This is a genomic window from Pantoea sp. V106_11 (genome assembly GCF_029967885.1).
Classification (GTDB): domain Bacteria; phylum Pseudomonadota; class Gammaproteobacteria; order Enterobacterales; family Enterobacteriaceae; genus Pantoea; species Pantoea ananatis.
The window spans coordinates 92,338-112,745 of sequence record NZ_JASCAK010000023.1 but is presented as its reverse complement, the minus strand read 5'-3'; the positions used below and the strand labels follow the sequence as shown (position 1 = coordinate 112,745).

The 20,408-nt window shown below is 50.9% G+C and carries 15 protein-coding genes; 6 read left to right on the top strand and 9 right to left on the bottom strand.

The annotated features are described in order from the left end of the window. Window positions 1-177: 177 nt before the first annotated feature. A complete protein-coding gene (locus QLG08_RS06540) occupies window positions 178-999 on the bottom strand; it encodes a Cof-type HAD-IIB family hydrolase (protein ID WP_014604586.1) in 822 nt (273 codons plus the stop codon). A gap of 223 nt (window positions 1,000-1,222) precedes the next feature. On the opposite strand from QLG08_RS06540, the gene QLG08_RS06535 reads away from it, so the two are divergent. Together QLG08_RS06535 and QLG08_RS06530 are read left to right on the top strand one after the other, a co-directional pair. After that, on the top strand, window positions 1,223-2,482 hold the full coding sequence (locus QLG08_RS06535; RefSeq protein WP_282472858.1) for a DUF1479 domain-containing protein: 1,260 nt from the start codon (window positions 1,223-1,225) through the stop codon (window positions 2,480-2,482). A gap of 36 nt (window positions 2,483-2,518) precedes the next feature. Further along, window positions 2,519-3,277: a DNA-binding transcriptional regulator YciT gene (locus QLG08_RS06530; RefSeq protein WP_041458051.1), complete on the top strand. Its 759-nt coding sequence runs from the start codon at window positions 2,519-2,521 to the stop codon at window positions 3,275-3,277. 5 nt (window positions 3,278-3,282) lie between these two features. On the opposite strand, the gene QLG08_RS06525 is transcribed toward QLG08_RS06530, so the two are convergent. Next, window positions 3,283-4,290 carry a LacI family DNA-binding transcriptional regulator gene (locus tag QLG08_RS06525; RefSeq protein ID WP_282472857.1) on the bottom strand — a complete coding sequence of 336 codons (1,008 nt, stop codon included), beginning with the start codon at window positions 4,288-4,290 and terminating at the stop codon, window positions 3,283-3,285. Window positions 4,291-4,602: 312 nt separating this feature from the next. Here QLG08_RS06525 and ascF point away from each other — a divergent pair, with 312 nt between their 5' ends. Together ascF and QLG08_RS06515 are read left to right on the top strand one after the other, a co-directional pair. Further along, window positions 4,603-6,051, top strand: a complete 1,449-nt coding sequence (ascF, locus tag QLG08_RS06520; protein ID WP_282472856.1) for a PTS cellobiose/arbutin/salicin transporter subunit IIBC — start codon at window positions 4,603-4,605, stop codon at window positions 6,049-6,051. Window positions 6,052-6,080: 29 nt separating this feature from the next. Next, the gene (locus tag QLG08_RS06515) at window positions 6,081-7,511 is read left to right on the top strand and encodes a 6-phospho-beta-glucosidase (RefSeq protein WP_014604583.1); all 1,431 of its coding nucleotides are present in this window, start codon (window positions 6,081-6,083) and stop codon (window positions 7,509-7,511) included. Between the two features lie 108 nt (window positions 7,512-7,619). Here QLG08_RS06515 and QLG08_RS06510 read toward each other — a convergent pair whose 3' ends face one another. Further along, window positions 7,620-9,386, bottom strand: coding sequence for a sensor domain-containing phosphodiesterase (locus tag QLG08_RS06510; RefSeq protein WP_013028054.1), 1,767 nt, complete (start codon window positions 9,384-9,386; stop codon window positions 7,620-7,622). An 803-nt stretch (window positions 9,387-10,189) separates the two neighbouring features. On the opposite strand from QLG08_RS06510, the gene QLG08_RS06505 reads away from it, so the two are divergent. Next, window positions 10,190-10,429, top strand: coding sequence for a hypothetical protein (locus tag QLG08_RS06505; RefSeq protein WP_014598192.1), 240 nt, complete (start codon window positions 10,190-10,192; stop codon window positions 10,427-10,429). Between the two features lie 267 nt (window positions 10,430-10,696). Here the strand turns inward: QLG08_RS06505 and QLG08_RS06500 are convergent, their stop codons facing one another. Beyond that, window positions 10,697-11,467, bottom strand: coding sequence for a DeoR/GlpR family DNA-binding transcription regulator (locus QLG08_RS06500; RefSeq protein WP_014333036.1), 771 nt, complete (start codon window positions 11,465-11,467; stop codon window positions 10,697-10,699). Between the two features lie 486 nt (window positions 11,468-11,953). After that, entirely contained in the window at window positions 11,954-13,147 is a 1,194-nt protein-coding gene (locus QLG08_RS06495) for a diguanylate phosphodiesterase (protein ID WP_282472855.1), read from the bottom strand. Between the two features lie 690 nt (window positions 13,148-13,837). Between QLG08_RS06495 and QLG08_RS06490 the strand changes: the two genes are divergently transcribed. Beyond that, a complete protein-coding gene (locus QLG08_RS06490; protein WP_282472854.1) occupies window positions 13,838-15,625 on the top strand; it encodes an EAL domain-containing protein in 1,788 nt (595 codons plus the stop codon). 48 nt (window positions 15,626-15,673) lie between these two features. Here QLG08_RS06490 and QLG08_RS06485 read toward each other — a convergent pair whose 3' ends face one another. The 4 genes from QLG08_RS06485 to QLG08_RS06470 form a co-directional block, all read right to left on the bottom strand. Further along, window positions 15,674-16,345, bottom strand: a complete 672-nt coding sequence (locus tag QLG08_RS06485; protein ID WP_014333033.1) for a hypothetical protein — start codon at window positions 16,343-16,345, stop codon at window positions 15,674-15,676. Between the two features lie 260 nt (window positions 16,346-16,605). Then, the gene (locus QLG08_RS06480; RefSeq protein WP_105078514.1) at window positions 16,606-17,121 is read right to left on the bottom strand and encodes a GrpB family protein; all 516 of its coding nucleotides are present in this window, start codon (window positions 17,119-17,121) and stop codon (window positions 16,606-16,608) included. A 15-nt stretch (window positions 17,122-17,136) separates the two neighbouring features. After that, window positions 17,137-18,009, bottom strand: a complete 873-nt coding sequence (rluF, locus tag QLG08_RS06475) for a 23S rRNA pseudouridine(2604) synthase RluF (protein ID WP_014598194.1) — start codon at window positions 18,007-18,009, stop codon at window positions 17,137-17,139. A 208-nt stretch (window positions 18,010-18,217) separates the two neighbouring features. Further along, window positions 18,218-20,194 carry an autotransporter domain-containing esterase gene (locus tag QLG08_RS06470; RefSeq protein WP_042676679.1) on the bottom strand — a complete coding sequence of 659 codons (1,977 nt, stop codon included), beginning with the start codon at window positions 20,192-20,194 and terminating at the stop codon, window positions 18,218-18,220. Window positions 20,195-20,408: the final 214 nt, after the last annotated feature.

The following is a 20,408-nucleotide window of genomic DNA, read 5'->3' as shown; positions in this document are numbered from 1 at the left end:
TTCCCATTAACCTGTCTTTGCATGCGGTTTCTTTGCGCGGTACTGACATCCCCTGCCAGCACCTTATACAGTCCGAAAAGATCAAAAGCAGGCAAAATAAGTGACAGCGTCACGTTAAGTTTGTTTTTGAAGAGGCTCCCCTTCCGCGCTCATGATTGAAAAGCCGCCATTGCGGCGTTAATCAAAAGGGAATTCGCGCGCCAGCACTCTGGCAATGACGTTTAGCGCCCCTTCATCCTGATTGCTTTCCGTTTTAAACCGCGCAACGGCTGAAACCGACTCAACTGCATTGGCCATTGCAAAACTGAAACAGGCCTGGCGCAACATTTCGATATCGTTTGCACTGTCGCCGATGGCCACCACCTCACAATCGCTGATGCCCCATTTTTGTTGCAGCAAAGCAATACCATGTGCCTTGTGACAGCCTGGAATAATCAGGTCAATAAAGCCATAGCCGCTCGATACGGGGTGCATAATATGATCGATTTCACCGAGCTGGTTATGCAGACGATCCATCAGGCTGTCTATGCCTTCGTTGGCCAGGTTAAGCGAAAACTTAAAAATGGTGTCATCGATATCATAAAGATTATCGCGCTTTTCAAGTCGGTAATAATGATTGTTAAGCATCTGAATAACGCTGTCTGGCATTGAAGAATGGACATAAGCGCCTTTGCGTCCACAAACGACAGTGCTGATATCCGGCTCTTTTGCCAGGATATCCAACACGCGGTGCACGCTTTCCTTTGCCAGCTCACCACAAAAAATTTCATCATCGCCTTCTGATACCCACGCACCATTTTCGGCAACAAACGCAATGTCGTTTTTGATGTCAGGAAAGTAGCGCTGTAGCTGATAATATTGATTGCCACTGGCGACAACAAAGTGAATACCTTTTTGCTTTAGCAGGGCGTACTGGCGTGAAAAGCGCTGGACGTTGTACTGCTTGTTTTCGTCCAGAAACGTCCCATCCATATCCACTGCAATCATCCTTACTGCCATTGTCATCCCCCTTTTTCCCGGCCTGAACAGGCTCACTCATTTTTAAGCTTACTCGTTGAAGGGGATAATGAGAATTCCAGTCATCAAAAATCCTTCTGTTCGCTCACATTGTGCGCCAGTTCCGGTTTTCACCAACAGCAATCTGTTAAACATAGTGCTGACTTTCGAATGAAATGAAATAAACCTTCATATGTAAAATGAAAACACTGTTAAGGGCGCAGTCATGAATGTAAAGCTTCAGCACACAGCGTTACCCACGGATATTTCAGCCGCCATCCGCCAGTTTAAACAGCAGATCCGTCAGCAGATTGGCGATGTTGAAGGCTTATTCAGGCAGGTTTGCCAGAGAACCGAGCAGGCGATAAGCGACGCAAAAGCGGAAGAGCGGCTAAACGGCAGCGCCTGGCCGGTTATTTCACCCGAGGAGATCACCCAAGGGCTGACGCCTGAAACCCGAGAAAGCATCAAGCGCCGTGGCTGTGTGGTGGTTAAGCAGCATTTCCCTCGGGAACAGGCGCTGGCATGGGATACCTCCATGCTGCGTTACCTGGACGAAAATCAGTTTGATGCACAGTACCGCGGCCCGGGCGATAATTTCTTCGGCAGCCTGGAAGCATCCCGCCCTGAAATCTATCCCATTTACTGGTCTCACGCACAAATGGAGGCGCGCCAGAGTCCTGAAATGGCCCAGGTGCAGTCATGTTTAAATCGCCTGTGGACGTTTGAATCCGGGGGCCAGCAATGGTTCGATCCGGACGTGAATCTTATCTATCCGGATCGCATTCGTCGGCGACCGCCAGGAACGACCTCGAAAGGGTTGGGCGCACACACTGACTCCGGCGCGCTGGAACGCTGGCTGTTGCCCGCTTACCAACGCGTTTTTCGATCGATTTTCGACGGCAATCTTGAGCATTACGACCCGTGGCATGCTGCACATCGCAGCGAAGTGGATGAGTTCGATGTTCCTGATACCACAAAATGCTCGGCTTTCCGGACGTTTCAGGGCTGGACGGCGCTGTCCGATATGATGCCGGGTCAGGGCTTACTGCACGTGGTTCCCGTACCGGAGGCCATTGCATATGTGCTGCTGCGCCCATTGTTATCGGATGTCGCTGACGATGAATTATGCGGTGTTAAACCGGGGCGCGTACTCCCGATTAGTGAAAAATGGCACCCGCATTTGGTAAAAGGATTATGCTCCGTACCGGCGATCACCGCAGGCGATTCGGTATGGTGGCACTGTGACCTGATTCATGCGGTCGCACCGGTTGAAAATCAACAGGGATGGGGAAACGTTATGTATATTCCCGCGGCGCCAATGTGTGATAAAAACCGCGCTTATGCGCATCAGGTGGCGAGTGCACTTGAGCAGGGTCATTCCCCCGCTGATTTTCCGCCTGAACATTACGAGGCCGGCTGGAAGAACCGGTTTACCCTCGCCGATCTCAATTCGGTGGGTAAACGTGGACTGGATTTAGCCTGAAACCAGCGAGACTCAACGTCAGAGCAGAGAACCATGATGAATACGCGTCAGCAGAAAATTATTGAACTGGTTAATACCCGAGGCAACGTCGCCGTCAGCGAACTGGCTGAGCTGGCCGGTGTGTCGGAGGTTACCATTCGCCAGGACCTCAACCTGCTGGAAGAAAAGCGGGTTTTACGTCGGGTTCACGGTGCGGCTCAGGCATTAGACAGCGACGACGTTGGCGTGCGAATGCATACCCGCTATGGGATAAAACTGGCGCTCGCCCGTTATGCAGCCGGGCGGATTAACGATGGCGAATCTGTATTGATCGAAGGCGGCAGCACCAACGCCCTGCTGGCACATATGCTGGCCAGCCGCAAAAATTTGACGTTAATCACCGTAAGCCATTATATCGGCCATCTGCTTAAAGACGCGGCCTGTGAAGTCATTATTCTGGGCGGCATGTTGCAAAAGCGCAGCGAATCAATGACGGGGCCCTTAACCCGGTATTGCGTACAGCAAATGCACTTCCATAAGGCCTTTATTGGTGCAGATGGCTGGCACCCGGAAACCGGCTTCACCGGGCGGGATATGCTGCGATGTGATGTCGTGGATGCCGTGCTGGCTAAAGGTGCAGAAAGCTACGTTCTGACCGATAGTTCTAAATTCGGGCAGATCCATCCTTATCCCCTGTCTTCCGGTTTTCAGCCCGGTCACGTCATTACGGAAAAGGGGCTTTCTCAGGACGTGGTGGCCGGACTCGCGGCGCAAGGTATCGGGTTAATACAGGTCGCGATCGACTCAGCACAGTAAAGGCATCAGGTGATGCCGGTAATGGAATCACGCACAACGAGGCTGCCCTGATAGGGAGTAAACGGCGTTAATTCACCGCCATCCAGCATAAAGACCAGTCGATTAATGGTGTCATTGATCATATCGGTAACGGGAAATTTAACACTGGAGAGCGCAGGCGTTATATAAGGGGCCAGCGGAATGTCATCAAAGCCAATGACCGAGACGGTTCCAGGTACAGCAATATTATTTTCTGTAAGCTGTTTGATCGCCCCGATAGCCATTTCATCATTGCTGGCGACGATAGCACTAAAGGGCTGTCCGCTCGCCAGCAATGTTTTCACCGCCAGCATCCCACTTTGCGCCGTCCATTTGCCCTGCACAATTAGCTGCTGATTAACTGCGATTCCCTGGGTGTGAAGCGCGGTTTTATAGCCCGCAAGTCGCTCCTGACTGGTCGGCGAATCCAGTGATCCCGTAATAAATGCAATATTACGATGGCCCTGTTCAATCAGGTAACTGACGGCCCTCTGGCTGGTTGCCTTCTGATCGCTGTAAATACAGAAGCTGTCATTGATTCGCAGACGACGATTAATGACCAGCACAGGCTGCTTGTGCTGCGAAATAATCGCATCCAGCTCGTCGATGCTGAGAAAACGCGGATAGATGATAACGCCATCGCAACGTAAATCGAGCAGAAACTGGATGGCAGCGCGCTCCTGCTCAGCGGTATGTTTGCCATCGGCCAGGATCAACTGCCGATTTTGCTGCTCCATAATTCTGGCAGAGTGAGACATTAACTCACTGAAAATGTTGCCACTGTACAGTGTGTTGGTTACAACCAGCCCGATGGTTTGGGTACTTTTATTTGCCAGATTACGTGCCAGCAGATTAGGTCGATAGCCTGTCTCCGCAATGGCCAGCAAAACCCGTTCCCGCTTCTCCTGCCCTACATAACCCTTACCTGACAACACCCGCGAAACTGTCGCTTTTGAGACGCCGGCGCGTTTTGCTACTTGTGAAATGGTTGTCATGTTATCGCTGCCAGAATCTTCTGAGTAAATGGAGTTTACCTAAGCCTTTCATTATTTGAAATATTTAGCCTTAATGTCGTGCCGCCTGCTTCGCCACTCAAAGTGATTATCATCACAAAAATAACATCAGCCTATTTTACACTCTTGTTTAAAAGGTGAAATCTCTTCATGATTTTGTGAAACCGGTTTCCTATTTAGCCGCACCGTGGGTCAGATGCAGAGTAAGGCAGGCTGACTGGCGAAGTAAAACAACAACACGACGGCCAGAGCGGAAACCCGAGCGCACTTTCCTCTTCCCTACGAGATAAAATCATGCCAGGAAATTATGCAGAGATTTCACAGGCTATCGTCAGTAAGCTGGGTGGCCTGACTAATATCAGTGCGGTAACCCATTGCATGACCCGCCTGCGTTTTGTGGTGAAGGACGACCGTCTGGTTGACCTTGCCGGCCTGAAAGCCATTGACGGCATCATGGGCGTTGTTCATACCGATACTCAGTTACAGGTGATTATTGGCAATGAGGTAGCAAAGGCTTATCAGGCCGTGCTGGCATTAGGCGAACCGCAGTCAGACGGCGCCGCGCCCGTAAAACGCAAAATGACGCTTAAAAGCGTAGGCGCCGGCATTCTGGATGCGCTGGTTGGCACTATGTCACCGCTGATTCCGGCTATTATCGGCGGTTCAATGGTCAAGCTACTGGCCATGATACTGGATATGGCTGGCGTATTTGAGAAAGGCTCATCAACCCTAATCATACTTAACGTGATAGGTGATGGTGCCTTCTTCTTTTTGCCCATTATGGTGGCTGCGTCTGCCGCGCTGAAATTCAAAACCAATATGTCACTGGCTATCGCCATTGCTGGCGTGCTGGTGCATCCCAACTTTATTGACCTCATGGCTAAAGCAGCACAGGGACAACACGTCGACTTTGCTTTTATCCCGGTTACGGCGGTGAAGTATACCTATACGGTAATACCGGCGCTGGTGATGACCTGGATTTTGTCTCAAATCGAACGCGGGGTGGATCGTATCACCCCTGCAGTGACAAAAAACTTCCTTAAGCCTATGTTGATCGTGTTGATCGCCGCGCCGATCGCCATTGTATTGATTGGCCCGATTGGTATCTGGATCGGCAGCGGGATTTCCGCTCTGGTTTACACTATTCACGGTTATCTGGGCTGGCTTTCTGTGGCCATTATGGGTGGGCTGTGGCCGTTGCTGGTCATGACAGGTATGCATCGGGTTTTTACTCCCACCATCATCCAGACCATTGCCGAAACGGGTAAAGAAGGCATGGTGATGCCTTCTGAGATTGGCGCCAATTTATCGCTTGGCGGCTCGTCGCTGGCGGTGGCCTTTAAAACAAAAAACCGCGAATTACGTCAAACCGCGCTGGCGGCGGCGGCCTCCGCTATTGTGGCTGGCATTTCCGAACCCGCTCTATACGGCGTGGCAGTGCGATTAAAACGCCCTTTGATTGCCAGTTTGATCAGTGGATTCATCTGCGGTGCCGTGGCCGGCATAGGCGGTCTGGCCAGCCATTCAATGGCTTCACCGGGTTTATTTACCAGCGTCCAGTTTTTTGACCCGACCAATCCCCTGTCGATTGTCTGGGTTGTCGCGGTAATGGTACTTTCCGTGGTGCTGTCGTTCATTCTTACCCTGATTCTGGGTTTTGAAGATATTCCAGAAACCACCCCTCCGGCGCCATCACAACCTGGCGCATCCCCCGAACAAACGAAAGCGGCTAACGCCAGCTGATCATTAATGACCCTGTTAAAGAGGATTTCATGTCTGAAGCAACATTCCCTGAAGGCTTTTTATGGGGCGGTGCCTTATCCGCCAATCAGTCAGAAGGCGCTTTTCTTGAAGGCGGTAAAGGACTCACTACCGTTGACATGATCCCCATTGGCCCCACGCGTATGCCAGTGAAGCTGGGGCAGGAAAAACGCGTTGAGTTGCGCGATGACGAATTCTATCCCAGCCATACTGCGATCGATTTTTATCATCGTTATCGGGAAGATATTGCCTTGATGGCAGAAATGGGCTTTACCGTCTTTCGCACCTCAATTGCGTGGAGCCGTATCTTTCCGCGTGGCGATGAAAGCACGCCGAATGAACAGGGCCTGGCTTTTTATCGTGATTTGTTCACCGAGTGTCGTAAACATGGCATTGAACCTTTAGTGACGATCTGCCATTTTGACGTTCCCATGCATTTGGTTACGCAATACGGTTCGTGGCGTAATCGTAAAATGATTGAGTTTTTTGCCCGCTATGCCCGCACCTGTTTTGACGCATTTGATGGGTTAGTGAAGTACTGGCTGACCTTTAACGAAATTAACATCATGCTGCACAGCCCATTTTCGGGTGCCGGATTGGTGTTTGAACCTGGTGAAAACAGTGAGCAGGTTAAATATCAGGCAGCTCACCACGAACTGGTCGCGAGCGCCCTGGTGACAAAAATCGCGCATGAAATCAACCCTGATAATCAGGTGGGATGCATGCTGGCAGGTGGCAATTTTTATCCCTGGTCGAGCAAACCTGACGACGTCTGGGCGGCGCTACAAAAAGATCGTGAAAACCTGTTTTTCATTGATATTCAGGCGCGAGGTGCTTATCCCGCCTACGCTGCGCGCCTTTTCCGCGAAAAAGGGATTCAGATTGAAATGGCAGACGGTGATGCGGATATACTCAAGCATACCGTCGATTTCGTGTCGTTCAGCTATTATGCATCCCGATGTGCTTCGGCCGAGATGAATGACAACAATAGCAGCGCGGCAAACGTGGTGAAATCCCTCACCAACCCGCATATTCAGCGGAGTGAATGGGGCTGGGGCATCGATCCGCTTGGCCTGCGCATCACCATGAATATGATGTATGACCGTTATCAGAAGCCGCTTTTCCTGGTCGAGAATGGCCTGGGCGCACGCGATGAGTTAACGGAGAAAGGCGAAATTATTGACGATTATCGTATCAGCTACCTGCGCGAACATATCCGGGCGATGGCCGATGCGATCGGAGACGGTATTCCTGTTATCGGCTATACCACATGGGGCTGTATCGATCTGATTGCCGCATCAACCGGCGAAATGAGCAAACGTTACGGGTTCGTTTATGTGGATCGTGACGATCGTGGAGAAGGCACGCTGGCCCGGCGGCGGAAAAAGTCCTTCTGGTGGTATAAAAAGGTGATAGCAAGTAACGGCAGGGATTTGGATTAATCGCACAGCGCGCTTCAGCCTCTTAACCGACTGAAGCGCTGCTGGCAAAACCCCCTGAAGCAGGCTGTCCTGCTTTTCAGGCGACACTGACTGTCGCCTTCAGGGCATTTACTTCTGCAGCAACCAGTGTTCGATATCGCTGGCCGGGAGCGGCTTCGAAAAGAAGTAACCCTGTATCTGGTCACAACCGTATTGCTTCAGCAAACTCAACGTGGCTTCAGTTTCAACGCCTTCTGCCAGTACCGTATAGTTCAGCTCTTTCAACATCATGATAATACTCCGCACGATGATTCTTGACGCATGATCGCCATCCATTCGGCCAATTAAAGACATATCGACCTTAATGACATCTAGCGGTATTTCCTGCAGATAACTGATATTACTGTAGCCCGTACCGAAGTCGTCCAGTGAAATAACAAATCCCTGAGCTTTAAGCGCCTCCAGCCCGTTAATGGCGATATCACTCTCCGTAATGAGCTCGTTTTCCAGACACTCAATGCCCAGTAGTGCTGTCGGCAAGGCTGCCGCCTGCATTTTACTGGCTAAGCCAGAAGCAAACTCTGGTCTGGAAAAGTCACGCTCGCTGACGTTCACGGATACCGGGATAAGTTCAAACTCGTTGTTCCATTGCTTAAGCTGAATAATGACGCGATCGATAACCCAGTCAGTGAGGACAGAAATCAGGTTGGTTTTAATGGCCAGCGGTATAAAGTCGGCCGGAAACAGTTCGCCTCTCTCTGGGTGGTGCCAGCGGATCAAAGCCTCAAGCCCTACGGTTTTTCCCGTTTTTAAACAGACCTTTGGCTGATAAGCGAGGTACAGGCCTTCATCTTTTTTAAGCGCCTGAGCCAGATCGTTCATAATCAAAAAATCTTCAGTGCGACGCGAATCATAAGCATGATCGAACGTCATGGCGCCCATGTTTTGATGGATACATTCGTGTAATGCACTGACCGCCTGGCGCACCACTTCATTCGCATCGATGTCGCGGGAAACAAACTCTGTCTCACCCGTATAAACATCAATATCAATCGTAATGTTATCCGCTAAATCTGCTTTAAGGCTGGTTAATACCTCAACGGTGCTTTGCGCATTATAACCACCAAGATAAGGTTGTATTAACGCAAACCGGCCGGGCGCAAATGAATACAGCATGTCATCTGACTGCAGTTGAAGACGAACACCGACCAGTCCGGCAATTTGTCTGAGCAGGTTTTCTACCGGCGCAATGCCAAAAGTACGGGATAACTCATACGCCTGTGGAATATCAAGGCAGTCGATGAGGATCAGGCGAAAACGACGATCGGGATTATTGACGGCCAACTGCTGCATGTCGCGAATAAGTCGGGGCCGGTTGGGTAAAAGCGTGATCAGGTCCGTGAAACTGGCAAGATTCCAGGCATCCAGAAAAGAACTAACCAGTTTTGCCAGCGACTTTAAGGTGTCCAGTTGCTCATCACTAAACGTATGAGGCTTTGTGTCGGTCACGCAAAGCGTGCCTAAAACCAGCCCTTCCAGATTAGATAACGACACGCCTGCATAAAACCGAATGTGCGGCTCACCCTCAACAAGTGGATGAAAGGTAAAGCGGTTATCCTGTAATGTGTCCTGCACAACGAGCTGTCCGTCACCGTCAATCACGTGACGACAAAGGGAAACTTCTCGTGCGGATTCTTTAAGATTGAAATTACGGGAAACCTTAATATATTGATTTTTATCATCAATAATAGAAATAAAACTGCCTGAAATGCCCAGTACCTGCGCGGCAAGATGAACAAACTTTTCCAGCACCTCATCCCTGGTAACATCAGGTGACAAAAGTGCTTTAACCGCTTTGAGACGATTTTCGTCATTGCCACTTTGATTATTGTGCACAACAGCCTCCCCTTGTGCGGGTGCAAAAACGCAGAAACTAATTTAGCCTAAATTTAAATATTTAGCGCCCTGTTAAAGGACGATTTATCGCAAACAAGGGCTATGCGGGACTGTATAACATGACCGGAACTTTTTTCTAAGATTTTTAACGAGAAACCGCGCCGTCAGCCTCGCGCCTGGCGTTGTCAGCTATGTCGATATCACACATGACTGCAAGCCAAAGTGAAGCAATCGCGCCAATAAACGACCTGATTATTCCGGGCATATTTATCATTCACCTCATCAAAAGCGCAGCTGCCTGCCTGAATAACCGCAGGCTATAACATGAAAATGCGTTCACCTGTTGCGCTTACCGCTCTTTCAGCAATATCTTCAGATCGTTTTGTGTAACGCGTTACCGCCTCATTCTCTGAGCCTGACGGGGCGGAAGCGAAAATGGCGGCTCATGCACAAGCGTAAAACGCGCGCTACCCTGTTGCTGAAGCCAATAACACCAACCGCGATCATATGGCTATAAATAGTGAAGATGTCGCAGGCCAGCTGTCGCGTCTTTTCTGTCTGATTTATCGACGCATAAGGTAACGCCTGTCCTGCTGCCCTTTCCTTTCTTCTGCACGGCTGTCAACAGGCCTTCGAAATCTGTCCTTCCCGTAGTAAGCTACGCCCTACAGCCAATATGGGTCATGTCCATTGAGCGTTGAGCAATGACGAAAGCTTACGGTAACCCGTTTGACTATAATTAACAGATTTAAAACCCCTGCCAGATGGCTTCGTTTATGGGCTGGGTGTTCAGGAATGGAAGTATGCTGACTGAAGAACAGTTGAATCACATTGTCACCCACCCCGACGACGTTTCTCATCAGGTTGTGGCAATGGCAAAAGAGTTACTGGCCTACCGGGCCGCTTTCGCGCGGCCCTATGCAGTCATAGAACCTTTGGGGATGACCTACATCGGCGATGAAAATGCAGCCATGGTCTGGCACCCAAAACATGGTGAAGACGGCGATACACGCTTGTATCTCAAACCCCTGATAGACGAGTAACGCTCGCTGGCGGGATAACGGTTGCGTGACCCAGGCGCGTATTTTATCAGCCGGTTCAGCGATGTCGTGTTCTGGCGCCAACCCTGGTACCTGCCTGACGCATTTATCCTGTCGCAAACCCTTAATCCTTTCTCAGCCGCGCGCTCCTCTGGGCAAATCTTGATGCCATGCCCGGGCAATAATCTGTGCCACGCGGTTAACGCGCTGTTCCGCCACGCACTCATCCGCACCCGATGGGTCTGCAACACCGCCATAGGCAACGGCGTGTTACACGGGTTCCGCGATCGTCAGCGCAGGGAGTGGGTTTGACAGCAACCTTTGCCGGATCTCATTATCCAGGTTGGCATCGGTGACAATATCCGTAAGCTCCTTCAAATGCACCACGTTGAACAGCGACCATGCGCCGTATTTTGAGCTGTCTGCCAGTAAAATTCGGCGCTGGGCGTTCCTGATCAGGTCCCGTTTGAGCGCGGCCTTTTCTTCTGTAGGCGACGTCACGCCCTTAACCCCATCCCATCCGTTACCGCTCAGGAAGGCAATGTCCGGATGAATATTATTAAGCAGTTTTCGCCCGTGGTCACCAATGCACGACTGGCTGCTTTCATCAATGCGACCGCCAATAATTGTCACTTCAATCTGTTTGAACTCAGACAAAAACAGCGCGATATGGAGATCGTTGGTGATCACACGCAAAGGCATATGGGTAATCTGTCGCGCCAGCTCAAACATGGTAGTACCGGCGTCCAGTATCACCGCATCACCGGCTTTGATAAAACTGGCCGCAACGCGGGCAATCGCGTGTTTCTCAGCCAGATTGCGCGACGACTTTTCCAGCGTCGTGGGCTGAGAAGGGATAAACCGGTTCAGGGTAACGCCGCCATGCGTGCGACTGACGACACCTTCGTGATCGAGTTTAATCAGATCGCGTCTTATGGTCGCAGGTGACGCACCGGTCACCGTAACAAGCTGTTCAACCGTGACCAGATTGTTGCCTTTAAGATAATTCATAATCGATTCTAAGCGACTGTTTTCTTTCATGTTATGTGTACCTGAACAGGTTTTTATTTTCCGTAATGCTGCCATGATCGCAAACTGTGCTTTTTGTGTCCAGGTAATCTCTGGAAAGGTGATTAACTCAGCTCACTGGTGAGTAATACCGCTTTATGCGCCCGCCTCCTGACCACCCTGCTCAGACTGTTCAGGTAAAATCGTTTTAATTTCTCTGACGAAAAGTGGAGACATTAAATATTGTCGCGGAGTACGAGGAATCGTTATTCATCCCTTTCGCAGCACCACACCAGCACTCTTGCTGGCTGCCTGACGATTAACAATGAATCGCGATAGAAGATAGCGGATCGGTAAAAATGGCGATATTCAGGCTGAATTCAAAATGCGTAGCAGGAGAGAAGGATAATACAGGGCGGGGACGTAGAGCATAAGTGGAATAACAGCAGCGTTCCGTGCTGCCAGGAATAGATTACCGATAAACGTTCAGACTATGCCGTTATAACGGCATGAGCATACTTACATGGCGTCACGATATTCTGGCCAGGCAACCGCATCGGACTGCCCCGAATCTGGCGACGCAAAAAGACTGCCCTGAAAGTTGATCACGCCCGCGGCTTCCAGCCACATCCACTCTTCCGCTTTCACGATGCCTGCGGCAATTACCGTGATTTCTAATGCTGAACAGCATTTGATGATCGCCTGAACAACTGCCTGTTTCGGGCCGCTTCGATGAACATCCGTGGTGATACTGGAATCAATACGAATGCGATCGGGCTGAATGTGGGTCAGCAATGACAATCCCGCCGATCCCGCACCGAAGTTATCAACGGACAGGCTGATACCGGCGGCTTTAAGCTCCCTGACAGCCACGGAAAACGCTTCCAGCCGTGAAATAACTTCGGTTTCACTGACGCCAATGACCACCTGCTCCGGCACCAGACCTGAGGCGTTGATGGTTGCAACAATTTTGGCAACGGCGTCCGGCACGACCACCAGCGTCATAGGAAGCAGGCTGACATACAGGGTCATTTCATCCGGACAGGCCCTGCCTGCCATCTCGAAAGCTTTAATCACGGCATCGAGGTCGGCATCATGTAACTTTTTATCCGACCCATTGGGATCGCTGCCGCTGTGGCGCGTATCCGTAATCGCCTCAATAGCCGTCACCTGCCTGGCAAGGGGATCAACAACCGGTCGGAAGGTGATACCCAAAGGAGAGGATTTTGCCGCGCTTGAGGCAGGCGCTTCAGGAATGAATTCCCAGTATTCTGACGGTAATACCTCGTAGTAGTTTTCTTTTTCACGCGCTTCTACGAAGGTACGCAGGAACTGCAGCGCTCTGTCAGCATAGGTCAGCTGATATTTGGAGGTGCCTTTATCGAGAACCGCCTGAAGCACGGTTGAACGATCGTGTTCACGCAAATCGAACAACTCCATTCCGGCGTTACCGAAGCGACGGGATGGCGCGTAGTCACGCATCAGTTCTACCACGTTGTGATGTCGGCGATCGGCACAGATACGTTGGTAAATAGCAAGAACGCCCTCTTCCGGGCCTTCCAGCAACTGGAAGAAATGTGTGCCATTAAACAACAAAATGCCTGTCACTTCATGGGAAGCATTAAGTATGCTGGCATCATCCACCATTCCTGGAAGCGTCTTAACAGGAACGTCATCCGAAATGTGGCTGCGATAAATAATGGTGGTCAGCAAAGGGCAGCTCCAACGTCGTCGTGATTGTAGAAGATAGCTTATCAGTTATTGTCCAAACATGCAGGTATCGGTTCGCGAACAGGCACAATAATTTACATTAATATACTACGGTGACGACGCTTCATCGCGGCACGATCCGGATTAATCTTGTGGCGTCGTGAAACCTATTCATTAAGGTTATTTATTTAAAAATGCCTATTCACCGTAAAGATCCCGACATGGCTTATTGGTTGACTTTAACGCCTCGTTACCGCCCGCCATTGAGACAAGATAATGCCTTGTATTAGCTGACATTGCAGACGTAACCATTGAGTGCCATCCCGTCAGGCGGCGTAATGCACAACGCATAAATGACATAAGACCCGGCATGTATACATTAAAAAAAACGAACAATACCTGAAATTTAATTTAGGGCTGAATGATAAAATAAAAGTGAATCGTTTGATTAAAATGGCCGCACTATTATTTATAATATTTCAGCGTCAAACTTCTTAACCAAAAAACAACGCCAAAAAAACGGATAAAATTTGCATTAAGTAAAAAGACATGAAAACTTTATAATTCCCACCCTCACTCTCCACAAGAAATAAATTAATTGCTTTTGCCTTTTATATTGATTGGGTTTTATTTCCAGCATTTGTCGTACACTCTTTTTTTGCAGTTCTATTCAGCAAACGGGCAGGAGCGGGAATGTCTATGGAATACACTAAAAAGGAACCTCACCGCACCAGTGAAAAAAATGCACTCAGCATTTCCGATCGCGGCCGGGATGAAGGTCTGAAGAAATTTCTGCGTCTGGCCAGCCAGCTGCTGGGCACCCATGGAAGTTATATTACCGTCCTGACCGATGAACAGCATATTGTTCGCGCCAGTTATAATATTGAGCTGCAAGATTCATCTCGCGAGCAGGCCTTGTGCCGGCACGTGGTCGAAGGCGGCGCAACGGTCGTTGTCGCGGATACCTGCCGTGATGCACGTTTTGCTCATCATCCGTTAATAACGCATGCGCCTTTCATCCGCTTTTATGTCGGCACGCCGCTAAAAAACAAAAATGGCCTGATGCTGGGGACGCTGTGCGTAACGGATACGGTACCGCGCGCTTTCGACAACCAGCAAAAAAATATCTTTGAATCCCTGGCAGCGTTAGTTGTCGCATTTCTTGACGCCTGGCACTCTGCGGCTTTTGTCGAACCGGTTACTGGCCTGGCGAATCGGGAACGTCTTGTTCGTGATATACAGCTCCTTGCTAATCTGAACGACACGGCTTCTCGCCGTCTGGTGCTGATTGACTGTATCGATATGTCACGCGCGTTCGAATTATCCCGATCGTTAGGTATGGCATCGCTGGAGTCGTTGCTTAAAGATGTGGCGACGCTTCTGCCTTTACGCCTTCGACCAATCAGTGGCGGCCTGCTTTATACTATCGCCACCGGGCGTTTTGCGATTTTAACCCATACTGACAGCCACATCAGTGCGCGCTGGGTGGTCGAGCGTCTGAATGGAATCAGTGCTGATGTCGGTGATGGTCTGACTATGGCCCTGACCACCTGCGTCGGGCAAACAGATTTTGTTGCCGGTGATGCCCCCGCCCATGAGGTTCTCCGACGAGCAGTCAATGCGCTGGAATATGAGAGTGACCAAAAGGTCTCGCCGTTTCGTCTTAGCGATTCAGGCAATGCGCCAGATTTTACCCTGATGAGCGAACTGGCAGAAGCCTTACGACACAATCACGGTTTACATTTAGTTTTCCAGCCCAAGGTATGCCTGAAAAGCGGCAAACCTGTGGGCCTTGAAGCACAGATGCGCTGGCACCATCCGTTGCGCGGCGAACTGCCGGCAGATAATTTTGCCACGCTGGCTGAGGGAACAGAGCTGGACAAACAGCTCACAGCCTGGCTGGTCGACCGCGCTATTTGCCGCCTTAAGCGTCTCCGGCATCACCCTATTCAGTTACCTGTAACGATAAGTCTTCACGAGCGAGATGTTGCTGACGTCGCTTTTGCAGAAAAGCTGGCGGAGAAAATGCTAAAGGCAGGGCTGCCGGTCTCACTGCTCATCATCAAGATAGTGAAAACGGAGCATATCATTGACAGCCCGGCCGCCATGCTGGGGCTGGAAATGCTCAGACGTCTGGGATTCAGTATGTCGTGGGAGGATGCCGCTAAAGGCTATAGCAAAATACGCTACCTTCGCCAAAGCCCGCCTGTCATCATCAAGCTTAATAACGTCCTGGCAAACGCGATCAATGCAAAAATCACTTCACGGCTGATAGCGCACAGTATTTTTAGCACCTTAAAAGAGTTTAATACGATCGTTTTAGCGGATGAAACCGGCTTTCACGCTGCGACGTCACCCCTTGCCACTCCCCCGCAAGATAATGATGTCGCATATGAATATTTCAATATCAAGCCCATGGCCGAAACTGAACTGGATGCCTGGCTGCGTTGGAAGATACCTGGCGAGCCTTCCGGACACTAACGGTTTACCCCTTCTGAACGCATTGCGAGGAGAGGTCTGGCCGATTGTTTATTTCTTTGCCAAATAACGTTTATTGTCACGCGCCTGAATACGCGCTTCCACGGGCGAGGGAAAAATATAATTATACAGGTCACGATACAGGCTCAAATGCTTGATCACGCCTTCACGAATGGTTTTTGTCATATCATTCACTAAAAAGTCACAGGTAGTCTGAAAACTTCCCATTTTAAAAAAGGCTTTATCAAAAACCGTGACTGTTCCTTCCCATTTCATCAGGTACTCATCTCGCGTCGCATCGTGGCTGGCAATAAACAGACCTTTATGGGATTTAACACCGTGGTTGCCAACATACGTCACCGGAGAATCATAACCGCGTTTGCTGCGCCAGCGGCAAAATTCATAAGGAACATCATAATGCGGCAAAATAAAATCGGGGCAGCGAAAGTGCGCGTCGCTTAATAAGCCATCGAGCGTGACAGAAAAATGCAAAAAATCCTGCATGAAATCGAACTGCCGCGTTTTAGTATATTCAACATGGATGTTGAAATTACCGGATAGTACGTACCAGTAATTAGTAAATCCATTGACCAGAATACAAAAAACCTGCCAGTCACTGAGACGACGATCCCCCGCTAACCCTCTGAAACGACTGATCATCAACCTTGATTTTGGATGCTGATACGCTTTAAGTAACGGATCATTCATACCTTTCAGTAACATCAGGCCCACTCCTTAGTAATTTGGCTTATCCTGCCATGTCGTTTTCATCCTGAAAAGGTGGCGTCTTCTGATTATGCGGCCTGAGGCACTGGCCTGACGCTTTCTCGCACGCATTGGCTGTTCCCACATGCTTTATCTCATCGTTTCAGGCACTTTCGGCAAACGCCAGTACGCGCTTGCTGCTGAGTGAAAAAGTGTAGAGGGCAGAAACACAATTTCAGAAAAGTTGCGGGTAATTGAGAGCGAGGATGTGGAAGAAATCAGAAGGGAAAGAGCGCCAGTGCGCGTTGCTGATGAAACTGAATAAAATCATGTTTCAATGCGCAATAGATCTTCATATCGCCCTGGCAGGCACGTTGTGCGGCGTATTTGACCGCAGCATATTCATGGCGAATCGCGGGAAAGTGTCGCAAATAATCCCGAAACGCCAGGTGCCGTATGATATGCGGATTCCCCGGGAGAAAAGCATGAATCTGGTGGGTCCGCGCCTGAACACCTTTAGTAAAATAGCGCCTTCCCGGAATACCGTTTTCTCCGCGCGGTTGATAGCCTGCCTGTATTAGCCCAGACTCTGCTGTTGGCGCATCAGGATTCATCACTTCTGCCAGAATATCGATGACAGGTTTGGCTGATAACCCTTCAACAGCCGTACTGCCAATGTGGTGGATAGCCACAAGATGCTCACCCAATGCCGCCGTGATAACGGCAGCTTCGGTAGAAAAGTGATCCGCCCATTCGGGCCGGTATTCACGGATAATCAAAGGGAAACGACTCATTGATGCGCATCCGTTCTAGCGCCCTTTTTTCTTACGACCCGGCTGGGTAAAGCGCTTGCGTGACGCCGGTTTATCCTCTGACTTTTCGCCCTGTTTAACGGCATTTTTTGCCGGTTTCTTTGCCGCCGGACTCTTCTGTGGTGTTTTCTTCGCTGGCTTGTCTTCTGAAGAGGAATTTTCGAGTAACTTAAACAGTTCAACCCGTTCATCATCCGTGAGATCGCGCCATTCTCCTAAAGGGATCCCTTTAAGATTGACGTTCATGATGCGCGTGCGTTCAAGCTTAGTCACTTCATAGCCAAAGTGTTTGCACATGCGACGGATTTGCCGGTTAAGCCCCTGAACCAGCGTAATACGAAACACGTAAGGCGCTTCTTTCTTTACTTTGCATTTTTTGGTTACCGTACCCAACATGGGAACACCTGACGCCATGCCCGCGATGAATTCGTCGGTAACAGGCTTATCGACGGTCACCACATATTCCTTTTCGTGGTTGTTGCCGGCACGCAAAATTTTATTGACCAGATCGCCATGGTTGGTCAGGAAAATTAAGCCCTGAGAATCTTTATCAAGCCGACCAATAGGGAAAACGCGCTTGCTGTGATTGACAAAATCACTGATGTTATCGCGCTCGCCTTCTTCCATAGTGGTAATAATGCCGGTTGGCTTGTTCAGCGCAATCAGCACCAAATCATCTTCATCACGTGGCTCAATTAACTGACCATTCACTTTTACGACATCGCCTGCAAAGACCTGGGCACCTACCGCCGCGCGCTTGCCATTGATGAAAACGTTGCCTTGTTCGATAAAGCGATCGGCATCGCGGCGGGAGCATATTCCGCTCTCACTGATGTATTTATTGAGCCGTGTAGATGATTGGGTCAGCATGGTTCCTCCAAAAACGCGCACTATACCTTACCGAAACCCGCTTGCGAAGCGGGATCCGTCAAACTTTCTGAGCCGTTCACCCTCCCTCAGCCAGGTAACGATTTATCTCGTGGCGGTGACCTCAGGACACAGGCCGGGGTATCCGTCAGTCCAGCGCCCGGGTTCATGAGAAAGCAAACTTTTATCGCGTCCCTGCGACAACATCCTCTTAAAAACGAGCGCTCAGGCCCAGGTTCCATGTGACGTCGCGATAATCACGGTCACCCACCACCGTCGAAACAGCGGCAAATGCGGTCACCGCCTCGCCCAAGGGCACATTGGCGCCAACGGCCATATCCACCCAGTCTTTATCCTGGCCGGCGCTGGTGCGCCGGAAGGTGGTGCGGGTAGATTTTAACCCCGCGCTCACGGCTGAGTCGTTGTCGCCAAACTGGTGGTTATAGCTGACCTGTGCCCAGGGGTTTATCCATAATCCTTGGGTGTCGATACGCCAGCCCGCTGCGCCAATCTGTGAGTGCCGCGTTTGATCGGAGAAACGCATGGCGCTGCTGCTGTCGCCCCGTTCCTGATAAGCATCTGCCTGCACGTAGTCCAGTGCATAGCTGGCTACCGGACCGGTAGTGATGACCTCGCCTAGCGGTAAATCCCAGCCTGTCTGGACGCGCAGCCCCATCAGTTTACCCCCGCTGCTTCCCTGCTCCGTTCGCGTTGCAGGTCCAAGTTTTATCCGCCGTTCTATTGCATCGTAATCCAGATCCGCATAGTGGACGTCGGCGTTAAGCCAGAGCCGATCCATCAGCTGCAGCTGGCTCCAGAGCGCAACCATATTGCCACGCAGTCGGTAATCATACCGATCAGAGGGATGCTGGCGTTGACTGGCGGTCGACAGCAACGCACCGGCCTGCCAGTTATCGCTCAGTTGATAACCGATGCCCACAGACAGGTTGGCGGTATCGGTGTCGCCATCATTGAAAACATCGTTTTTATTGCGGGCATGCTGACCGGCATAACCGCCAAATACGGTGAACTGACCGGCCTCAGCGGGTTGCTTGCGCTGCTGCTGAAGATGACCATCCAGTGTGTTGTGCATGTCATGCAGCATGGCGAGTGGGGCCTGCGTCAGCACCGCAACCTGCGCGGGTGCATCCAGAATCGACTGAATGTAGTCGGCAATGATGGCATGTACCGCCGGACTGGGATGAAGGCGATCGGCAAACAGATAATTTTGCTGGGACGAAAAACCAGCTATTGATGAGGTACAGTCAACGGAGGAGGTTCCGGGCGGACAGGCCATGCCTGCGGTATTACTCAATCCATAAACTGCGGGGTTGTCGATGACTTCACTAAAGAGCCCATTAATATCAACCCGGACGATATTTCCCTGGGTATTTGCCAGCGCGTTTTCCTCCAGCTGATTGTACCGCGCCGTCAAGGCTGCCGCCTGAGCGCTCAGCTGTTGCCAGGCGGCGAATAACTGCTGCGCGAGCAGATCGCGAACCGCCGGGACACCGGAGAGTTGTCCGGCTGCCTGATTGAACGCAGCCTGAATAGCCTGCTGTCTGGCGGCACTGTTGGGCGTTGCGGCGGCATCCAGTGACTGAAAGGCAGCGGACACGGCTGCGGCACTAAACGGCTGAAGAATCGCCTCGATCAGCGCGGGCGTGGCGCCTACGTTAGGGACTGTCGGCACAATCACGGTGCCAGCGCCAGCATTGAGCAGCGCTTTCACCTGACTGGCGGCCGCACCGGCACTGTTGTCAATGAGGGTGGTTGCCAGCGGAGGAAGCGCAACGGCTGCGGCCAGGTCGTTACCGCCTATCCAGTGAATATATAATCCGTTGGGATCGGCCCGACCGTTGGTCGATGCGAGGTAACGCGCCACCTGATCCTGAGTATTAAACTGCGGATTAATAGCGGGTACGGCAACGGCCCCGCCTGCCGCGTAGTTGCTGCCGCCCTGGGAAGAAGGCTGGAGCGTAAGCCCTGCCTGCCGCGCAAGGATTTCGTCATACAGCGGATTGGTTGCAGAATTATAGGTAAACCGACCCACATTTCCGGTATCGCTCAGGCTGTCACCGAATACGGTAAGACTGTCCCATGCCATGGCCGGCAGCGGTGTTGTCAGGGCACTCACCGTGGCCAGCGCCACTAAGGATACAGGAAACCACACGCGCGCTCTCTTCATCATTTGCTCCGCTCAGGGATGTAACAAGGATGGATAAATCGAAGAACAGCAAATAACATCACGGCTCAGTAATAGCCGTTGAGAGTAAAAGGCTCCAGGTGAAAGCTGGGGTGCGCTCGCAAAAACGAAAACTTTTTTTAAAATTCCGAAAAGTGCCAGCCACAGCCGCACCTGAGCCCGGAGCGCGAAAAACGTGCCCGGCGAGGCCAGGACG

Excerpts from the sequence above, each read along its gene's own strand:
- QLG08_RS06540 (WP_014604586.1), bottom strand. The coding sequence starts at position 999 with ATGGCAGTAAGGATGATTGCAGTGGATATGGATGGGACGTTTCTGGAC.
- QLG08_RS06535 (WP_282472858.1), top strand. The coding sequence starts at position 1,223 with ATGAATGTAAAGCTTCAGCACACAGCGTTACCCACGGATATTTCAGCC.
- QLG08_RS06530 (WP_041458051.1), top strand. The coding sequence starts at position 2,519 with ATGAATACGCGTCAGCAGAAAATTATTGAACTGGTTAATACCCGAGGC.
- QLG08_RS06525 (WP_282472857.1), bottom strand. The coding sequence starts at position 4,290 with ATGACAACCATTTCACAAGTAGCAAAACGCGCCGGCGTCTCAAAAGCG.
- ascF (WP_282472856.1), top strand. The coding sequence starts at position 4,603 with ATGCCAGGAAATTATGCAGAGATTTCACAGGCTATCGTCAGTAAGCTG.
- QLG08_RS06515 (WP_014604583.1), top strand. The coding sequence starts at position 6,081 with ATGTCTGAAGCAACATTCCCTGAAGGCTTTTTATGGGGCGGTGCCTTA.
- QLG08_RS06505 (WP_014598192.1), top strand. The coding sequence starts at position 10,190 with ATGCTGACTGAAGAACAGTTGAATCACATTGTCACCCACCCCGACGAC.
- QLG08_RS06500 (WP_014333036.1), bottom strand. The coding sequence starts at position 11,467 with ATGAAAGAAAACAGTCGCTTAGAATCGATTATGAATTATCTTAAAGGC.
- QLG08_RS06490 (WP_282472854.1), top strand. The coding sequence starts at position 13,838 with ATGTCTATGGAATACACTAAAAAGGAACCTCACCGCACCAGTGAAAAA.
- QLG08_RS06485 (WP_014333033.1), bottom strand. The coding sequence starts at position 16,345 with ATGTTACTGAAAGGTATGAATGATCCGTTACTTAAAGCGTATCAGCAT.
- QLG08_RS06480 (WP_105078514.1), bottom strand. The coding sequence starts at position 17,121 with ATGAGTCGTTTCCCTTTGATTATCCGTGAATACCGGCCCGAATGGGCG.
- rluF (WP_014598194.1), bottom strand. The coding sequence starts at position 18,009 with ATGCTGACCCAATCATCTACACGGCTCAATAAATACATCAGTGAGAGC.
- QLG08_RS06470 (WP_042676679.1), bottom strand. The coding sequence starts at position 20,194 with ATGAAGAGAGCGCGCGTGTGGTTTCCTGTATCCTTAGTGGCGCTGGCC.